Annotated in this window: 13 protein-coding genes; 5 read left to right on the top strand and 8 right to left on the bottom strand. The window is 38.4% G+C overall.

Annotated elements, in window-relative coordinates; translation table 11 throughout:
- Nucleotides 1-23 precede the first annotated feature (23 nt).
- Together AC1DNH_RS02860 and AC1DNH_RS02855 are read left to right on the top strand one after the other, a co-directional pair.
- Nucleotides 24-2,291 (top strand): glycoside hydrolase family 95 protein, encoded by a 2,268-nt coding sequence (locus AC1DNH_RS02860; protein WP_477625144.1) that lies wholly within the window; start codon nucleotides 24-26, stop codon nucleotides 2,289-2,291.
- Between the two features lie 147 nt (nucleotides 2,292-2,438).
- Nucleotides 2,439-2,792, top strand: a complete 354-nt coding sequence (locus AC1DNH_RS02855) for a nuclear transport factor 2 family protein (RefSeq protein WP_477584795.1) — start codon at nucleotides 2,439-2,441, stop codon at nucleotides 2,790-2,792.
- 420 nt (nucleotides 2,793-3,212) lie between these two features.
- On the opposite strand, the gene AC1DNH_RS02850 is transcribed toward AC1DNH_RS02855, so the two are convergent.
- The gene (locus AC1DNH_RS02850; protein WP_477584796.1) at nucleotides 3,213-3,407 is read right to left on the bottom strand and encodes a hypothetical protein; all 195 of its coding nucleotides are present in this window, start codon (nucleotides 3,405-3,407) and stop codon (nucleotides 3,213-3,215) included.
- 172 nt (nucleotides 3,408-3,579) lie between these two features.
- Nucleotides 3,580-5,004 carry a glycoside hydrolase family 125 protein gene (locus AC1DNH_RS02845; protein WP_477584797.1) on the bottom strand — a complete coding sequence of 475 codons (1,425 nt, stop codon included), beginning with the start codon at nucleotides 5,002-5,004 and terminating at the stop codon, nucleotides 3,580-3,582.
- Between the two features lie 287 nt (nucleotides 5,005-5,291).
- Here AC1DNH_RS02845 and AC1DNH_RS02840 point away from each other — a divergent pair, with 287 nt between their 5' ends.
- The gene (locus tag AC1DNH_RS02840) at nucleotides 5,292-6,479 is read left to right on the top strand and encodes an acetyltransferase domain-containing protein (protein WP_477609840.1); all 1,188 of its coding nucleotides are present in this window, start codon (nucleotides 5,292-5,294) and stop codon (nucleotides 6,477-6,479) included.
- Nucleotides 6,480-6,826: 347 nt separating this feature from the next.
- Here the strand turns inward: AC1DNH_RS02840 and AC1DNH_RS02835 are convergent, their stop codons facing one another.
- The 4 genes from AC1DNH_RS02835 to mutS form a co-directional block, all read right to left on the bottom strand.
- Nucleotides 6,827-7,432: a thioredoxin family protein gene (locus AC1DNH_RS02835; protein WP_477580470.1), complete on the bottom strand. Its 606-nt coding sequence runs from the start codon at nucleotides 7,430-7,432 to the stop codon at nucleotides 6,827-6,829.
- Nucleotides 7,433-7,438: 6 nt separating this feature from the next.
- Nucleotides 7,439-7,906, bottom strand: coding sequence for a TlpA disulfide reductase family protein (locus tag AC1DNH_RS02830; protein ID WP_477580472.1), 468 nt, complete (start codon nucleotides 7,904-7,906; stop codon nucleotides 7,439-7,441).
- A gap of 156 nt (nucleotides 7,907-8,062) precedes the next feature.
- Nucleotides 8,063-8,560 carry a C40 family peptidase gene (locus tag AC1DNH_RS02825; RefSeq protein WP_477580474.1) on the bottom strand — a complete coding sequence of 166 codons (498 nt, stop codon included), beginning with the start codon at nucleotides 8,558-8,560 and terminating at the stop codon, nucleotides 8,063-8,065.
- Between the two features lie 78 nt (nucleotides 8,561-8,638).
- Entirely contained in the window at nucleotides 8,639-11,218 is a 2,580-nt protein-coding gene (gene mutS / locus AC1DNH_RS02820; protein ID WP_477625143.1) for a DNA mismatch repair protein MutS, read from the bottom strand.
- Nucleotides 11,219-11,831: 613 nt separating this feature from the next.
- Between mutS and AC1DNH_RS02815 the strand changes: the two genes are divergently transcribed.
- Complete coding sequence (locus AC1DNH_RS02815) at nucleotides 11,832-12,581, top strand: phospholipase D-like domain-containing protein (protein ID WP_477580478.1); 750 nt, start codon at nucleotides 11,832-11,834, stop codon at nucleotides 12,579-12,581.
- A gap of 75 nt (nucleotides 12,582-12,656) precedes the next feature.
- The gene (locus tag AC1DNH_RS02810; protein WP_057935301.1) at nucleotides 12,657-12,971 is read left to right on the top strand and encodes an HPF/RaiA family ribosome-associated protein; all 315 of its coding nucleotides are present in this window, start codon (nucleotides 12,657-12,659) and stop codon (nucleotides 12,969-12,971) included.
- Nucleotides 12,972-13,071: 100 nt separating this feature from the next.
- Here AC1DNH_RS02810 and AC1DNH_RS02805 read toward each other — a convergent pair whose 3' ends face one another.
- Entirely contained in the window at nucleotides 13,072-13,812 is a 741-nt protein-coding gene (locus AC1DNH_RS02805; protein WP_477610596.1) for a menaquinone biosynthetic enzyme MqnA/MqnD family protein, read from the bottom strand.
- 39 nt (nucleotides 13,813-13,851) lie between these two features.
- Nucleotides 13,852-14,475, bottom strand: coding sequence for a histidine phosphatase family protein (locus tag AC1DNH_RS02800; RefSeq protein WP_477610597.1), 624 nt, complete (start codon nucleotides 14,473-14,475; stop codon nucleotides 13,852-13,854).
- Between the last annotated feature and the right edge of the window lie 36 nt (nucleotides 14,476-14,511).

Below are 14,511 nucleotides of genomic sequence, written 5' to 3'. Positions count from 1 at the left end.
TACACACTAATCAAATAACCAACATGTTTTTTAATTGCAAGCAAGCTATTCTCTGCACGCTAATCTCATTTTCAGCCTTTAGCTTTTTCACGCCTGTTTTCGCTCAACAGAAAGAAAAACCATCTTTATTGCTTTGGGACGATAAACCTGCAAAGAACTGGATGACAGAAGCCTACCCCATTGGTAATGGTCGCATTGGTGGTATGATTTTCGGCAATGTAAATCACGAACATATTCAGTTTAATGATAATACGCTCTGGACCGGAGATGAAAATGATCGCGGTATGTACCAGGCTTTTGGCGATATATTTATTGATTTCGATAATAAAGAACAAAATTTCAGCAATTATACACGGAAATTAAATCTAACGGATGCGGTCCATTCCATCAATTACACTCAAAATGGGACCACCTATAAACGTGAATATTTTTGCAGCTTTCCGGATAAAGTAATGGTTTTAAGGTTAACTGCTGATCAGAAAAAATCATACTCAGGCACGGTTAGGCTTAAAAACGCACATCAGGGCAATGTAACAGTAAACGGAAATACCATCCAGTTTACTGGCAAGTTATCCAACGGAATGCCTTATCAGGCCACTGCCTTGGTTAAAATCGAAAATGGCAGCAGCCATGCAGTTAAAGACGATGATGGCGAAAAATTAAAAATAGCAAATGCCGATGCCATAACCATCCTCTTTACCGCTGCTACGAATTATAGCAATAAACGTAGCGATAACTGGAAAGGAGAAGAACCGGCTTCAAAGATAGACCGCATCCTGAAACAAGCAAGTACAAAATCATATTCAAATCTGTTAAAAGCACATATTCAGGATTACCAGCAATTATTTAACCGTTTGGCTATTAATTTAGGTGAGCATGATATTAAAAACAACAGTTTACCAACTTATCAAAGGCTAATCAATTATAAAAAGACTCCTGATCCAGCCTTAGAAGCGTTGATTTTTCAATACGGAAGATACCTCTTGATCAGTTCATCAAGACTGGGCGGTTTACCGGCCAACCTACAGGGTCTCTGGAACGAAAGCAATACTCCGCCATGGGGCAGCGATTATCATTCTAACATCAATATCCAGATGAATTATTGGCTGGCAGGGCCGACCAATCTTTCTGAATGTCAGCTCCCATACCTCGATTACATTAACAGCATGCGGGAAGTGAGTGCTGTTGCCACACGCAAACAATATCCGAATACCCGTGGCTGGACCGTAAAAACTGAAAATAATATTTTCGGCGGAATGAGTTTTTTATGGAACACGCCTGGTAGCGCGTGGTATGCACAAGCACTTTGGGAGCACTATGCTTTTACAAAAGACAAGGATTATCTAAAGAATTTTGCTTACCCAATTATAAAGGAGATATCGGAGTTTTGGGACGACCACTTGAAAAGAAGACCAGATGGGACTTTGGTATCGCCATTGGGCTGGTCGCCAGAGCATGGGCCAACTGAAGATGGCGTAACGCACGATCAGCAAATTGTATACGATCTCTTCACCAATTATATAGAAGCAGCCGAAATTTTAGGCATTGATGGTGATTACAAAAAACACATTGCAGACCTTAAAGCACACTTATTAAAGCCTAAAATTGGCAAATGGGGGCAATTGCAGGAATGGGAAACCGACCGTGATGATCCCAAAGATCAACATAGACACATTTCTCATCTGTTTGGTCTGCATCCAGGGAGAGAAATCAGCACCATTAAAACACCAGAACTTGCCAAAGCCGCGAGGGTAACTTTAACTGCACGTGGCGACGAATCGACAGGATGGTCTATGGCCTGGAAGATTAACTTTTGGGCCAGACTACAGGATGGAAATCATGCCTACAAAATATTACAGAACTTCATTACACCAGTAGGTGGCTCAGGTACCGATTACAACAAAGGTGGCGGCATTTACACCAATCTTTTCTGTGCACATCCACCGTTCCAGATTGATGGAAATTTTGGTTATACTGCGGGCGTTTCAGAAATGCTCTTACAAAGCCAGGCTGGTGAATTGCAATTTTTACCTGCCCTGCCCGATCAATGGTCAACAGGAAGTATTCAGGGTTTAAGAGCAAGAGGGAACTTCGAAATTACAGATCTGCAGTGGAAAGATGGTAAAGTCATAAGACTGTCGATCAAATCGTTATCAGGCGAAGATTGCATTGTGAGGTCTCCTAATGCGTTAAAACCTAAGCTTAAAGGCATCGATGAAGAAAAATCAGGAAATGACTTTAAATACAGTTTTAAAACACAGGTTGGAAAAGTATATAGTTTTGAAGGCTAAAGCAAATGAGAGAATGATTGGGTTTTGAATGATTGAATGTTGGAGTAACCTGTTTAACCATTCCGTCATTCAATCATTCACTCATTCAATTATTCCCTTCCAAACATTTCTCTTCCAATTTTCGTTTAATCATAAATAGATTTTGTTATGAGCACATCCGATAAACTATTAACCGAACATAATGCTAAAGTTGTTGTCCTTGATTTTATCAATGCCTTAAACACCGAAAACTTTGAAATGGCCAGAGCACAACTGCATGACGATATGACTTTTAAAGGTGTTATGGGCGAAAGAAATGGCGCAGATATTTACATCGAAGACATGAAGAAAATGAAATTCAAATATGATGTTAAAAAAGTATTTGTAGATCAGGAAGAAGTTTGCCTTTGGTACGATATCAACATGGGTGAAAAAACAATCTTTTCAAGCGGCTGGTACAAACTGGAAGACGAGAAGATTAAATCATTCCAAGTGATTTTCGATCCGAGGCCTATATTGTAAGGGAGATGGAAACATTGTAGTATCGTCATTGCAAGAAGGCTTTTTCAGCTAACGAAGAGACCATATCAAATATATCGAATTATCATCCTGAGCCTGTCGAAGGACATAGTTAAATAATCTTTTATGTGTTTCGACAGGCTCAACATGACAAAATCTGGGAAGAAATTGTCTTTATGATACAGCCTCAATCTTAACACGATCGCTACAGGACACGCTTTAAGATTATTCATTTGTGCAGTTGTTTTTAAAGGCATTCATGAACTCAATCATTGGGTTATCTTCGGCCCCGCAATGACTAGCATTCTAAGAATATGTAAATGAGGACGTTGTCAAAAAATATTTACCAATTTATAGTTAAATAGGTAGTTAACAATAAGATTGTTCCATTCATGTTTAAGTAGAATGACGAATACTAATATACTAACAGACCTGCTTAAGCCTCCTAACAATGATGTGGCCATCTTCCAACTGAAAAAGAAACATTAAAAGCTCATCCGTTTCACTGATTTCAATACTTTTAACTGTGCCAGATTGGCCCTTTCCATCTGTTATAACCTCTCCTATTTTAATTTCTAAAAGTATAGAGGTAGGCAAATTATCATTTATTATTGTCATTTTGTAAAAGGTAAGTTCAGTGTGAATATGTTTTTTTAGACGTAAAAGATACCTTTATGGGCATTGGCAATTTCTGATACAATGTATGGAAAGATAAAACAAAACCGTATTGATTGGGAATTGAACTGAAGTCAATATCAGTCATTAACAACAATCAATACGGTCGGTTATATTAAGCTTTTAATAAAGCTGGTTTTTCGTGGTAGGTTCTCCAAAGTAACTCACCAAATAAGGTGTTAGACCAAGCAAACCAAGCCCTTGTAAAGTTTGCCGGGTTGTCTTTATTGAAAGACTCGTGCATAAAACCTTTACCAGCATGTGTCTTGCGTAACATTTCGATACAGGCTTTAATCTCTGCATCATTTTTTGAAGTTAAAGCACGCATTGTGATACTCATTGGCCAGATCATATCCTGACCAGCGTGCGGCCCACCAATTCCCTCGGCAGCTGTTCCTTTAAAGAAATACGGATTATCTTTAGAAAGGGCGAATTTCCTCGTATTCTGATAGATCGGATCTTCAATTTTCATTGCACCTAAATAAGGTAAGCCCAACAAGCTTGGTACATTAGAATCGTCCATCAGATACGAGCTTCCAAAACCATCTACCTCAAAGGCGTAAATTTTACCATATTTTGGATGACTAACGATAGCGTGTTTCTGTAGCGCTGCACTCACTTCATCAGCCAGGTTTAACAAACCGCTTTCCAAAGCCTGGTCATGCTGTAAAGCTTTAATCATTTCTGCTGCCTGCTTTAAGCTTGATACCGCAAAAAAGTTAGAAGGAACCAGGAATGGAAAAATGGTGGCGTCATCACTCGGACGGAATGCCGAACAAATTAATCCAACCGGATTTACCGGAAAACCATAACCCGCCATCGGTAATGAATCGGTAGGTTGGGTAGTTTCGCGTTGAAAATGATATGGCCCTTTATCCGTTTTTCGTTGTTGTTCTTTAAATGTTTTTAAAGTAGCTTCAATTCCTTTTTTCCAATTGGCATCAAAAGGGGTTTTATCGCCTGTTTTTTTCCAATAATGGTAAGCCAGACGGATTGGATAACATAAAGAATCTATTTCCCATTTACGCTCATGTACACCAGGCTGCATGGCCGTTTTATCGGTTTTCCACTCACCTACCTTTGTGGCATCGCCATAAAAAGCATTTGCATAAGGATCTTTTAAAACACATTTCGTTTGGTGGATAATTACGCCCGCTATCAATTTTTTAAGTGGTTCATCTTCGTTTACGAACTGAAGATATGGCCAAACCTGTGCGGAGCTATCGCGCAACCACATCGCATCAATATCACCGGTAATTACATAAGTGTCTGGTCTACCCTCTTTTTCTGAATGGTAAACCGTAGTATCTAAAGTATTGGGAAAACAGTTTTCGAACAGCCAGGCCAATTCGGGGTTTTTAACGTTTGCCTGGAAAGTTTTAATTGCGGCATCTACAGCTTTACTTTGAAAGTGCCGTTTTGCGGCAGCTACACGTACCACAGGGAATTCCGGTGCGAGATTAGCGGCAAAAGAAAATTTCGATGCGACAACTCCTGCCCCTAACAAGCCTGTGTTTTGTATAAATGTTCTTCTTTTCATTATGATGTGTTATGATATTTTGGTTTAATTTCTACTAAACGAAATCTATATATTATCGATTATGATAAATTTAGTGGTAAGATTTTATTCGGTTAGCGCTTAACAAATATTATTATAATTTTTCGAACATCAAAATCACTATAGTCAATTAAACTATTCCTAAATCGATTTTCTTATGCATCATACTGAAATTGATTCAGATAACATTTTTGACGGACCTAAAGGTAATAATTATGTCAGTAAAAATAATTTTGAATGAGTATATTTAAATAACCAAACCTATTTATATGAATGCTGATAACAGTCCCCTATCAAAACGAATTTTATCTATTGATATACTCCGCGGATTAGTGATGATCATTATGGCACTGGATCATACAAGAGATTTCTTTCATGTTGGCGCCATGACCGGCGATCCGCTAAATCCAGACACCACTACGGGGATGTTGTTTTTTACCCGTTGGATTACACATTTTTGTGCACCAACCTTTGTTTTCTTATCAGGATTATCTGCTTATTTATCGGCACAGAACAAAACGGCAGCCCAGGCGAGTTCATTTTTGTTAAAACGGGGTTTATGGTTAATACTGATAGAAATTGTTGTCATCACATTCGGGTTAACCTTTAATGGAACATATAATTTTATTATTCTTCAGGTGATCTGGGCTATAGGAACCAGTATGATATTCCTTGGATTGGCCAGTCGAATTTCGTATAAAACTGTGCTGATAACCGGCCTGATATTGGTTTTTGGGCATAATCTTTTCAATTTATTCCCTGCTCCACCAGATTCAAATGGTGGCTTGATCTTAAAAATATTTTTCACGGCATCAGGAACCGTTGTGCCGCTTTCTGCCAATCATTTTGTTGGTGTATTTTACGCCATCCTCCCATGGACAGGCGTGATGTTTGTGGGCTATGGCGTTGGTGCCTGGTATAAAAAAGGTTACGCCGCCGACCGCCGGCAGCGCAATTTATTAATTGTAGGTTTGCTCACTATCTTTGTGTTTATCTCCCTGAGGTTGATCAATATATATGGCGATCCCGTTCCGCGAAAAGAATATCACGATTTCTTTAAAAACGTGCTTGCTTTTTTTAATGTAAACAAATATCCGCCATCTTTACAGTATATCGCTATGACTTTAGGTCCGGCCATGTTATTTTTGGCCTTTACTGAAAAACTGAGCAACCGGTTTGCCAGGATAACTTCTGTATACGGTGCTGTCCCCTTCTTTTATTATGTAATACACTTTTATCTGTTGCACACCCTCTTAATTGTGATATTTTTTGCCACAGGACATAGCAACAAAGAAATTGTACAGGTTCCATTTTTATTTAGACCTGCAGCCTTTGGCTTTGGTTTACCAATCGTGTATTTAATATGGCTTTGCGTGGTGGCCTCTTTGTATCTTCCATGCAGGTGGTTTAAACGATATAAGGAAACACACAGGCAATGGTGGTTAAGGTATATTTAAAACCAAGAGGGGGTTCATAAAGGCGATTTCACCTCAGACGCTGTCATGTTGTCCAAAGGACTCCTACGGAGAGCCTCCGATGAAAATCGGGACAAGTCGTCGAAATACTTTAAGGCGTATTTAAACGGGCCCTTCGACAGGTTACTATTGACAGACTAACAGCGTCGTCGTCTTTCCCGCGCAGGCGGGAATCTTAAAGCGCTTGCATTACGATTATTCATAAGTTTTCCTTTGTTCAGAGGCACTCATGAGCACTTCGTGGTTCCCAATCAAGTTGGGAATGACGAACCGCCAAAACCTGTCATCAACCTCTCGAGATGCTAAATATTATAATACAACCTTTTTGTTTAGCCTTTTTTCCATTTTATACCACAGCCAACAGCTTTAGTTGATGCAATTGCAGGTTTTTTACCGATGGATAATTCGTTAACTGCATTTTTAACATACTCTACTTTTGTACTGTTTGCTTCTTCCGGATCGTTATCTATGGCACCAATGTACTCAACAACATTTCCTTTATCGGTTTTGTTCAGCACAAAAACATGCGGTGTTCTGGTAGCACCAAATTGTTTGGTTACCGCATGGTTGGGATCTAGAAGATAAGGGAAATTGAATTTCTTTTCTGTGGCCAGTGCCTGCATTTTTTGGAAACTTTCGTCCGGAACGGCCCCAGCATCGTTTGGATTAATGGCCACAACAGGATAACCTTTTGCAGCATAAGTTGCGTTTAAAGCAGAGATACGCTCCTGATAAGCTTTTGCCACCGGACAGGTATTACAGGTAAAAACCACAATATAGCCCTTTGCATCCTTGTAATCGGCCAAGGCAACCATTTTGTTGTTTACGTTTTTCAGCGAGAAATCTTTTACTACATCGCCCACTTTATAACCTTCAGTCTGGGCAAATGCGAATCCTGAAACCAGCATAAAAGCCACTAAAATCAATCTTTTCATAACGATCTATTTTAAGTTTAACAAAGTATTTTTCAGTTCAGTTTCTGTAAATTCCTTCTCGTAAAAACGTCTGGCTTTCTTGTTTACAAATAATGTAGCAGGAATAGCACCCGACCATTTTTTGTCTATCCGTTCAATATACTGTTGCTGATCGGGTTCGTTTAAAAGAAATACTTCGGCATTAATTTTATTGTTCAACACAAATGGAATCACTTCCTTTTGCAATTTTGACTTGAAATCTAAACTCACCAAAAGCACCTTAACAGGCTTTTTTAAATTGGCTAAACGTAATTTCTCGAAATTCGGCAACTCAGCCACACATGGTGAACACCAGGTGGCCCAGAAATTGATTACATAAGTTGTATCTTTTCCATTAGCGATGCGTTTATCCAACTCATCCAACTTGAGCAATGTTACCTGCGCTGTAGCGAAATAAGTGGTTAAAGATAAGCAGATTATGAAAAATATACGCATAAATGAATAACGAAATTTGGTGGGGATTGTTTTGTTTTTAACGTCCGTCACCCTGAACTTGTTTCAGGGTCTTTAAAAGAATAATACTCATTGTAATTCATTTTGAGTAATAAGATGCTGAAACAAGTTCAGCATGACGACAAGTATAGGAATTAACTAATTCACCGATCCCGATTTAACCAATACACGTTGATAAGCAGGAAGCGTTAAATCATCAACAATTACGCCTCTGGTAGTGCTGGCGTGTACGAAAAAACCATTATTGAGGTATACCCCTACATGATCTACATCATTACCGCCAAAAGAGAAAAACACCAGATCTCCTTCTTTTAAATTATCTATATTTTTACACTTCACCACATTAGCTTGCTCGCGGGAAATACGCGGAAGTGTAACTCCGTAAATTTCTTTCTCCAATAAAAAAGCAAAACCAGAACAATCAATACCGCCTTTATCTAAACCCCCAAAACGGTATTTTACACCTGTCCAATCGGTAATGAAACGATAGAGCGGTTTGCTCTGTAAATTTGCCATTGCATCTGCCGCTTTCGAAGCTTTCGTATCACTTTTAACGGTGTATTTTCTTGTTCCGCAAGAAGTTATGATGATTGAGAGAACTAAAAATAAAGAAAAAGAATATTTAGTTTTTATCATAATTTTTAATTCTTTTGATCACACATTCACACAGATATTTATAATACTAACATCTGTGTTCATCCTTTTTATCTGTGGTTAATTTTTAATTAATCGTTGTATTTCGTCCAGTTTCAACAAAGCTTCTACAGGCGTTAATGCGTTTACATCCAAATTATTCAATGTATCGCGGATTTTAACCAGAACAGGATCATCAATAGCAAACATCTGTAACTGATAAGCCTGGTTCTGCACTTTTTTAATGCTGTCTTTTATACTTTGACCTTCTGTACGGTCTATTTCGAGTTTTTTCAATATCTCATTCGCGCGACCAATTAACTTGCTTGGCATACCAGCCATTTTCGCTACGTGTATACCAAAACTATGCTCACTGCCACCAGGAACGAGTTTCCGTAAAAAGATAACTTTATTGGTCATTTCTTTTACCGATACATTAAAGTTTTTAATGCGCGGCATAGTATTGGCCAGTTCATTTAATTCATGGTAGTGCGTAGCAAATAAGGTTTTTGGTCTGGCAGTTGGATGTTGATGCAAAAATTCGGCAATGGCCCAGGCGATTGAAATGCCATCGTAGGTACTCGTTCCACGCCCAATTTCATCAAGTAAGATTAAACTGTCATCCGAAATGTTGTTCAGGATACTGGCCGTTTCATTCATTTCGACCATAAACGTACTTTCTCCTGAAGAAATATTATCAGATGCCCCTACCCGGGTAAAAATCTTATCTACAATACCTACTTCAGCATCTTTAGCAGGAACGAATGATCCCATTTGCGCCATCAGTACAATTAACGCCGTTTGCCTTAAAATGGCCGACTTACCCGCCATGTTGGGACCAGTAATCATAATAATCTGTTGACTTTCCGTATCGAGATATACATCATTGGTAATGTATTCTTCTCCAACGGGCAATTGTTTCTCAATTACCGGGTGGCGGCCACCTTTAATATCAAGCACTTTATTTTCGGTAACTTTTGGCTTGTTATAATGGTTTTTGGCCGCTAACTGTGCGAAACACAGTAAACAATCCAGCTGCGCAATTAAAAACGAATCGAGTTGGATCGGTTTGATGTAACTGGCTGTTTCGTACATCAGTTCGTTGTATAAACGGATTTCGATAGCCTGTATCTTCTCTTCCGCACCCAAAATCTGATCTTCGTATTCTTTAAGCTCCGGTGTAATGTAACGTTCGGCATTTACCAGCGTTTGTTTACGGATCCAGCCTGCTGGCACTTTATCTTTATGGGTATGGGTAACTTCCAAATAATAGCCGAAAACATTATTAAAGGCGATTTTTAACGATGGGATACCCGTTGCTTCTGCTTCACGTTTTTGTATCTGAACCAGATAATCTTTACCACCAAAAGCTATTTTACGCAAGCGATCTAGATCTTCATCAATTCCGTCTGCAATTACATTTCCTTTAATCAGCAAAGCTGGTGGTTCGGGCTGTAATTCCCTTTCAATTCTCTCCCTAATGGCTAAACACGGATTTAACTGATCCGCTATTTTAATCAGGAAAGGGTTTTTAGAATTGGCAGCCAGTTTTTTTACCGCCTCAATATGGTAAAGTGCGCGTTTTAAAGCAACCAATTCTCTCGGACCAACGCGTTGAAGGCCGACTTTAGAAATGAGTCGTTCTAAATCGCCAATCTGTTTAATGTTATTTAAAAATTCGCCTTGTAATTCTTCATGTTTTACAAAATACTCCACCATTCCAAGTCGCTCCTGGATGGGCTTCAATTCTTTTAAGGGCATGATGATCCACTTCTGCAACAAACGTGCGCCCATTGGCGTACAGGTATGATCCAAAATATCGAACAAGGTTACGGCATTGTCGTTAGGCGAATTCACCAATTCCAGGTTGCGAATGGTGAAACGGTCTAACCACATGTAACGGTCTTCCTCAATACGGCCGATCGAACTGATGTGTTGTAGATTACGATGCTCCGTTTCGCCCAAATAGTGTAGAATAACACCAGCAGCAACAATTCCGCTCTGTAAACGCTCTACACCAAAACCTTTTAACGAAGAAACCTCAAAGTGTTTCATCAGCGTTTCGTTCCCAAAATCAGTGGTAAAAGGCCATTCGTCTAAACCAAAAGTGTAAAAACGGTCGCCGAAGTGCTCGGTAAATGCCTGTCGTTTCGATTTCTGAAAAATAACCTCTGTAGGTTTAAAACCTTGCAAAAGTTTATCAATATAATCGCTGTTGCCCTGCGCAATTAAGAATTCACCTGTCGATATATCTAAAAATGAAACGCCCAGTTGTGTTTTATCAAAGAAAACACAGGCCAGGAAATTGTTCGATTTTTGGTTTACAATATTATCACCGTAAGCTACTCCAGGCGTAACCAATTCTGTTACACCACGTTTAACAATGGTTTTTGTGGTTTTAGGGTCTTCCAGCTGATCGCAAATGGCTACCCGTTGTCCTGCCCGTACCAGTTTGGATAAATAATTATCTAACGAGTGATGCGGAAAACCAGCCAGTTCTAAAGCGCCGCCATTGGGCCCGGTACCTCTTCTGGTTAATACTATGCCTAATATCTGTGCCGTTTTAATGGCATCTTCGCCAAAGGTTTCATAAAAATCGCCAACCCTAAATAGTAAAAGTGCGCCCGGATACTTCGCTTTAATCGCGTTGTATTGCTGCATTAACGGGGTTTCTTTATTCGTGTCTTTAGCCAAAACTGAAATTAATTTACAAAAGCCATAAAGATAACACGAATAAGCATTTTACAACTGTTTTGTTGAAAAGTTAAAAGATTGTTAGTTTGTTTAACCGGTTTACTGCTCAAGTCGGTTAATTGAGGCATATCACGGTGAACCGATTTCTACCGCTTGAACAATTAAACATTTCTTGAAAATTAAGGGTTCTGTACATTTGGGGGGCTGTGGCCCTGCTTTTTGCTTGTAGTCCCTCTTTTCAATCGGGAGCTACCGCTTCAATCAGGTTTATGAACTATGGGCTGTTTTAACCCTTTGCATCATAGTTCTCATTCTTCAATAGTTCACCAGTTTATACAATTTAAACAGTTAACTATTATTTGAAAATGAAGGGTTCTGTGCCTTTTGGTTGGTATAGTCCTGTTATCCGCTTTACTTCGTTACACTCGTGTTCGCTCCTACCAGGTTTAGCTACAATGGTTTGATTAATAAAATTCTTATTATTTGTCAAAAAATATTACCTTAATCATAATACTACTTGCATTAAATAAATATATTATAATGAGATAGTTAACAAAAACAGAAACTTAAGATCTCAGTTATGTACTACAATAACGCACTTTGTGATATTTATATAGGAAAAGGGGCAGGTAAAAAGTTAATGGATGATATGAGGAGTGCAAAACATTCTGTCAAAATCATATCCCCTTACCTATCACCATACCTAATTTCAGAATTGATTAATCTAAAAGATAAAAACATTGATGTTAAGTTAATTACCACAAACAATATCGAGGATTTTTATGGTGATCGTGAAAGAAATATCTATAAACTCATTATTCAGAAATGCAATACAGACTTTGATAAACAAATAATCAGGAATAAGTGGATTAAGCTTGCAGAAACACTTTCATACATTAGCTACGGCCTAATAGCACTATTGATTGTATTGGCTTATTATTTCAGAGACCTTAGAATATTCCTAGGTTTTATACCTATTATTATTCTATTCTTCATACGGGGTTTGTACAAGATAAAAATTAAAAACCTTCGGATCTATTCTTACAACTATACTCAGCTATTTCCTTTTAAAGTATATATGTGTAATGAAAAAACATCTTTAATTCACAGTAAAATATACCTAATTGATGGTCAAATCGCTTACATGGGATCGTTAAACTTTACCGCAAGCGGAACCCAGCACAACCATGAAACTCGAATTAGAACTTCGGACATTAACGCAATTGAGAAAATAAATAAGGAAATTGACGACCTTTTTGAAAACCCTTATATGCTTGCGGCAGATCTACAGCTATGGGGAAGACAATTATACATTGAACCTATTAACTAAAATTAACACTAATTTCAAAACGTTTTGGCCCTATTGCTGTTACATTAATATAAATTTATACCTAATATTTTAATTATGACGATCCAATTGAATACCGACAAAAACTTAACCATACACCAAGAATACGACGAAAAAATTCAGACACAGCTAAATGAAGGCTTGAGCAGATATAGCGATCTAATTACGCGCTTAGAAGTTCATCTATCTGATGAAAACGGCAGTAAAGATGGCTTAGATGATAAAAGGTGTTTATTAGAAGCCAGAATAACAGGAAAAGACCCTATAGCCGTAACCAATATGGGTAATACCTACGATTTGGCTATTACAGGTGCTTTAACAAAATTAAAAAGTACACTCGAAAAAGTGGCTGGTAAAATGAAAGCACACTAAATTTCTTTGGCGAGGCCGTCATTCCCGCGTAGGCGGGAATCTTAAAGCAGTCATAGCAATGCATTAAGATTCCCAATCAAGTTGGGAATGACGATTTTATTTATATACTTACTTTTTCCAATTCTTCAATATATCCCAAAAACAGATTTAATGCTTTTTTTCTATCATCGGTAACATCAAATTGAAGTTTGTAGTACAGGTAATCCTCCAGATCGAAATTCGGCACTTCAGGTAATTCCTGTAAAACATTTTTTCTATGGGCTAAGCCAAATTTTAAAGCGGCATTAAATTCAGCCTTAAATTCTAGTGAGATTTCTTTGTTGGCCACCCAGGCCGCATACATAAATGGTAATCCGGTAAAGTTTTTCCACTCCTCACCCATGTCGTAAGCGTAAGCAAAGTCTTCTTTTTTACCAAAGGTTCTATCACCGATTAAAACAAAAGCATCGGTTTTTGCAGCAGGGTCGGTAGTAAACTCCACTTCTTTTTTCCAATGAAACTTAAGCAATACCTTGGCTAAATTGTTCGAAGTACGCGAGTGGGTGTCCAGTCTAACCGTTTTAATTTCCTGGGCAGGAACTTCACTAAAAATGAATACAGAATTTACACCTCCATCACTTCCAATACAATAATCGGCTACAATATTGGCATTTGGAACCAAGGGAATAGCTGCTACAGGCATTAAACCGATATCAACCTGACCGTTAATTACTTTAGCTGCGCAATCTGAAGGAATATCTAAACTTAAATCAATTTTATTTATAATGTCCGAATGTTCTAATCCGTATATAAAAGCTTTGGTATTGGTATAGGCAACAGCCGATATTTTAATCTTATTCAAGGTGTTATGTTTTGCGCTTCGCGTTTGGCGTTAAGCGAATTATTCAATTACTAAACCGTCTAAATGAACGGCACTATTAAATTCAAGAACAGTAAATTTTCCATCTTCGAATCCCATTTTATAAAGCACCGTATTTTGATGTGGAAACTCGGTCATTTCGCTCAGTGGTTTACCCAACAATAAACACAAGAAAACGCGCATTGCTCTACCATGCATGCAAAGTAAAACTGTTTTCTCTTCAGGTCTGCTCATCAAAACTTCCATCGGTTGTTTTAAACGTTCGTAAACATCCTGAACGCTTTCGCCACCTTCGAAATGAGCAGTATAATCACCATCCTGCCAGCTTTGCAGCATCTCACGGAAAGCATCTCGTGCATCTTCTGTATTCGGTTTCCCTTCCCAAATGCCCCAGGCCAATTCGTCTAAACCCGAAAGTTTTTCCCAGGGTAATCTCGAATCAATAAACTTCTGGACGGTTTGCCAGGTACGTTTTAAATCCGAAGTGTAAATCTTATCAAATGGGACATTTTTATAGGTTTGATAAAACGCTTCGGCCTGTGCCCTACCTAAATCATTTAAGTCAGAATTTATACCTCTGCCCTGTACTATGCCTTGTCTGTTAAGTTCCGTTTCGCCGTGGCGTATAATGTATATTTCCTTCATCAATAATGATTGAATTTTGAATGATTGAGTTTATTG

The sequence above is a fragment of the Pedobacter sp. 01N310 genome (assembly GCF_056399805.1).
The sequence above is the reverse complement of the archived record's forward strand: the minus strand, read 5'-3'. Positions and strand labels throughout refer to the sequence as shown.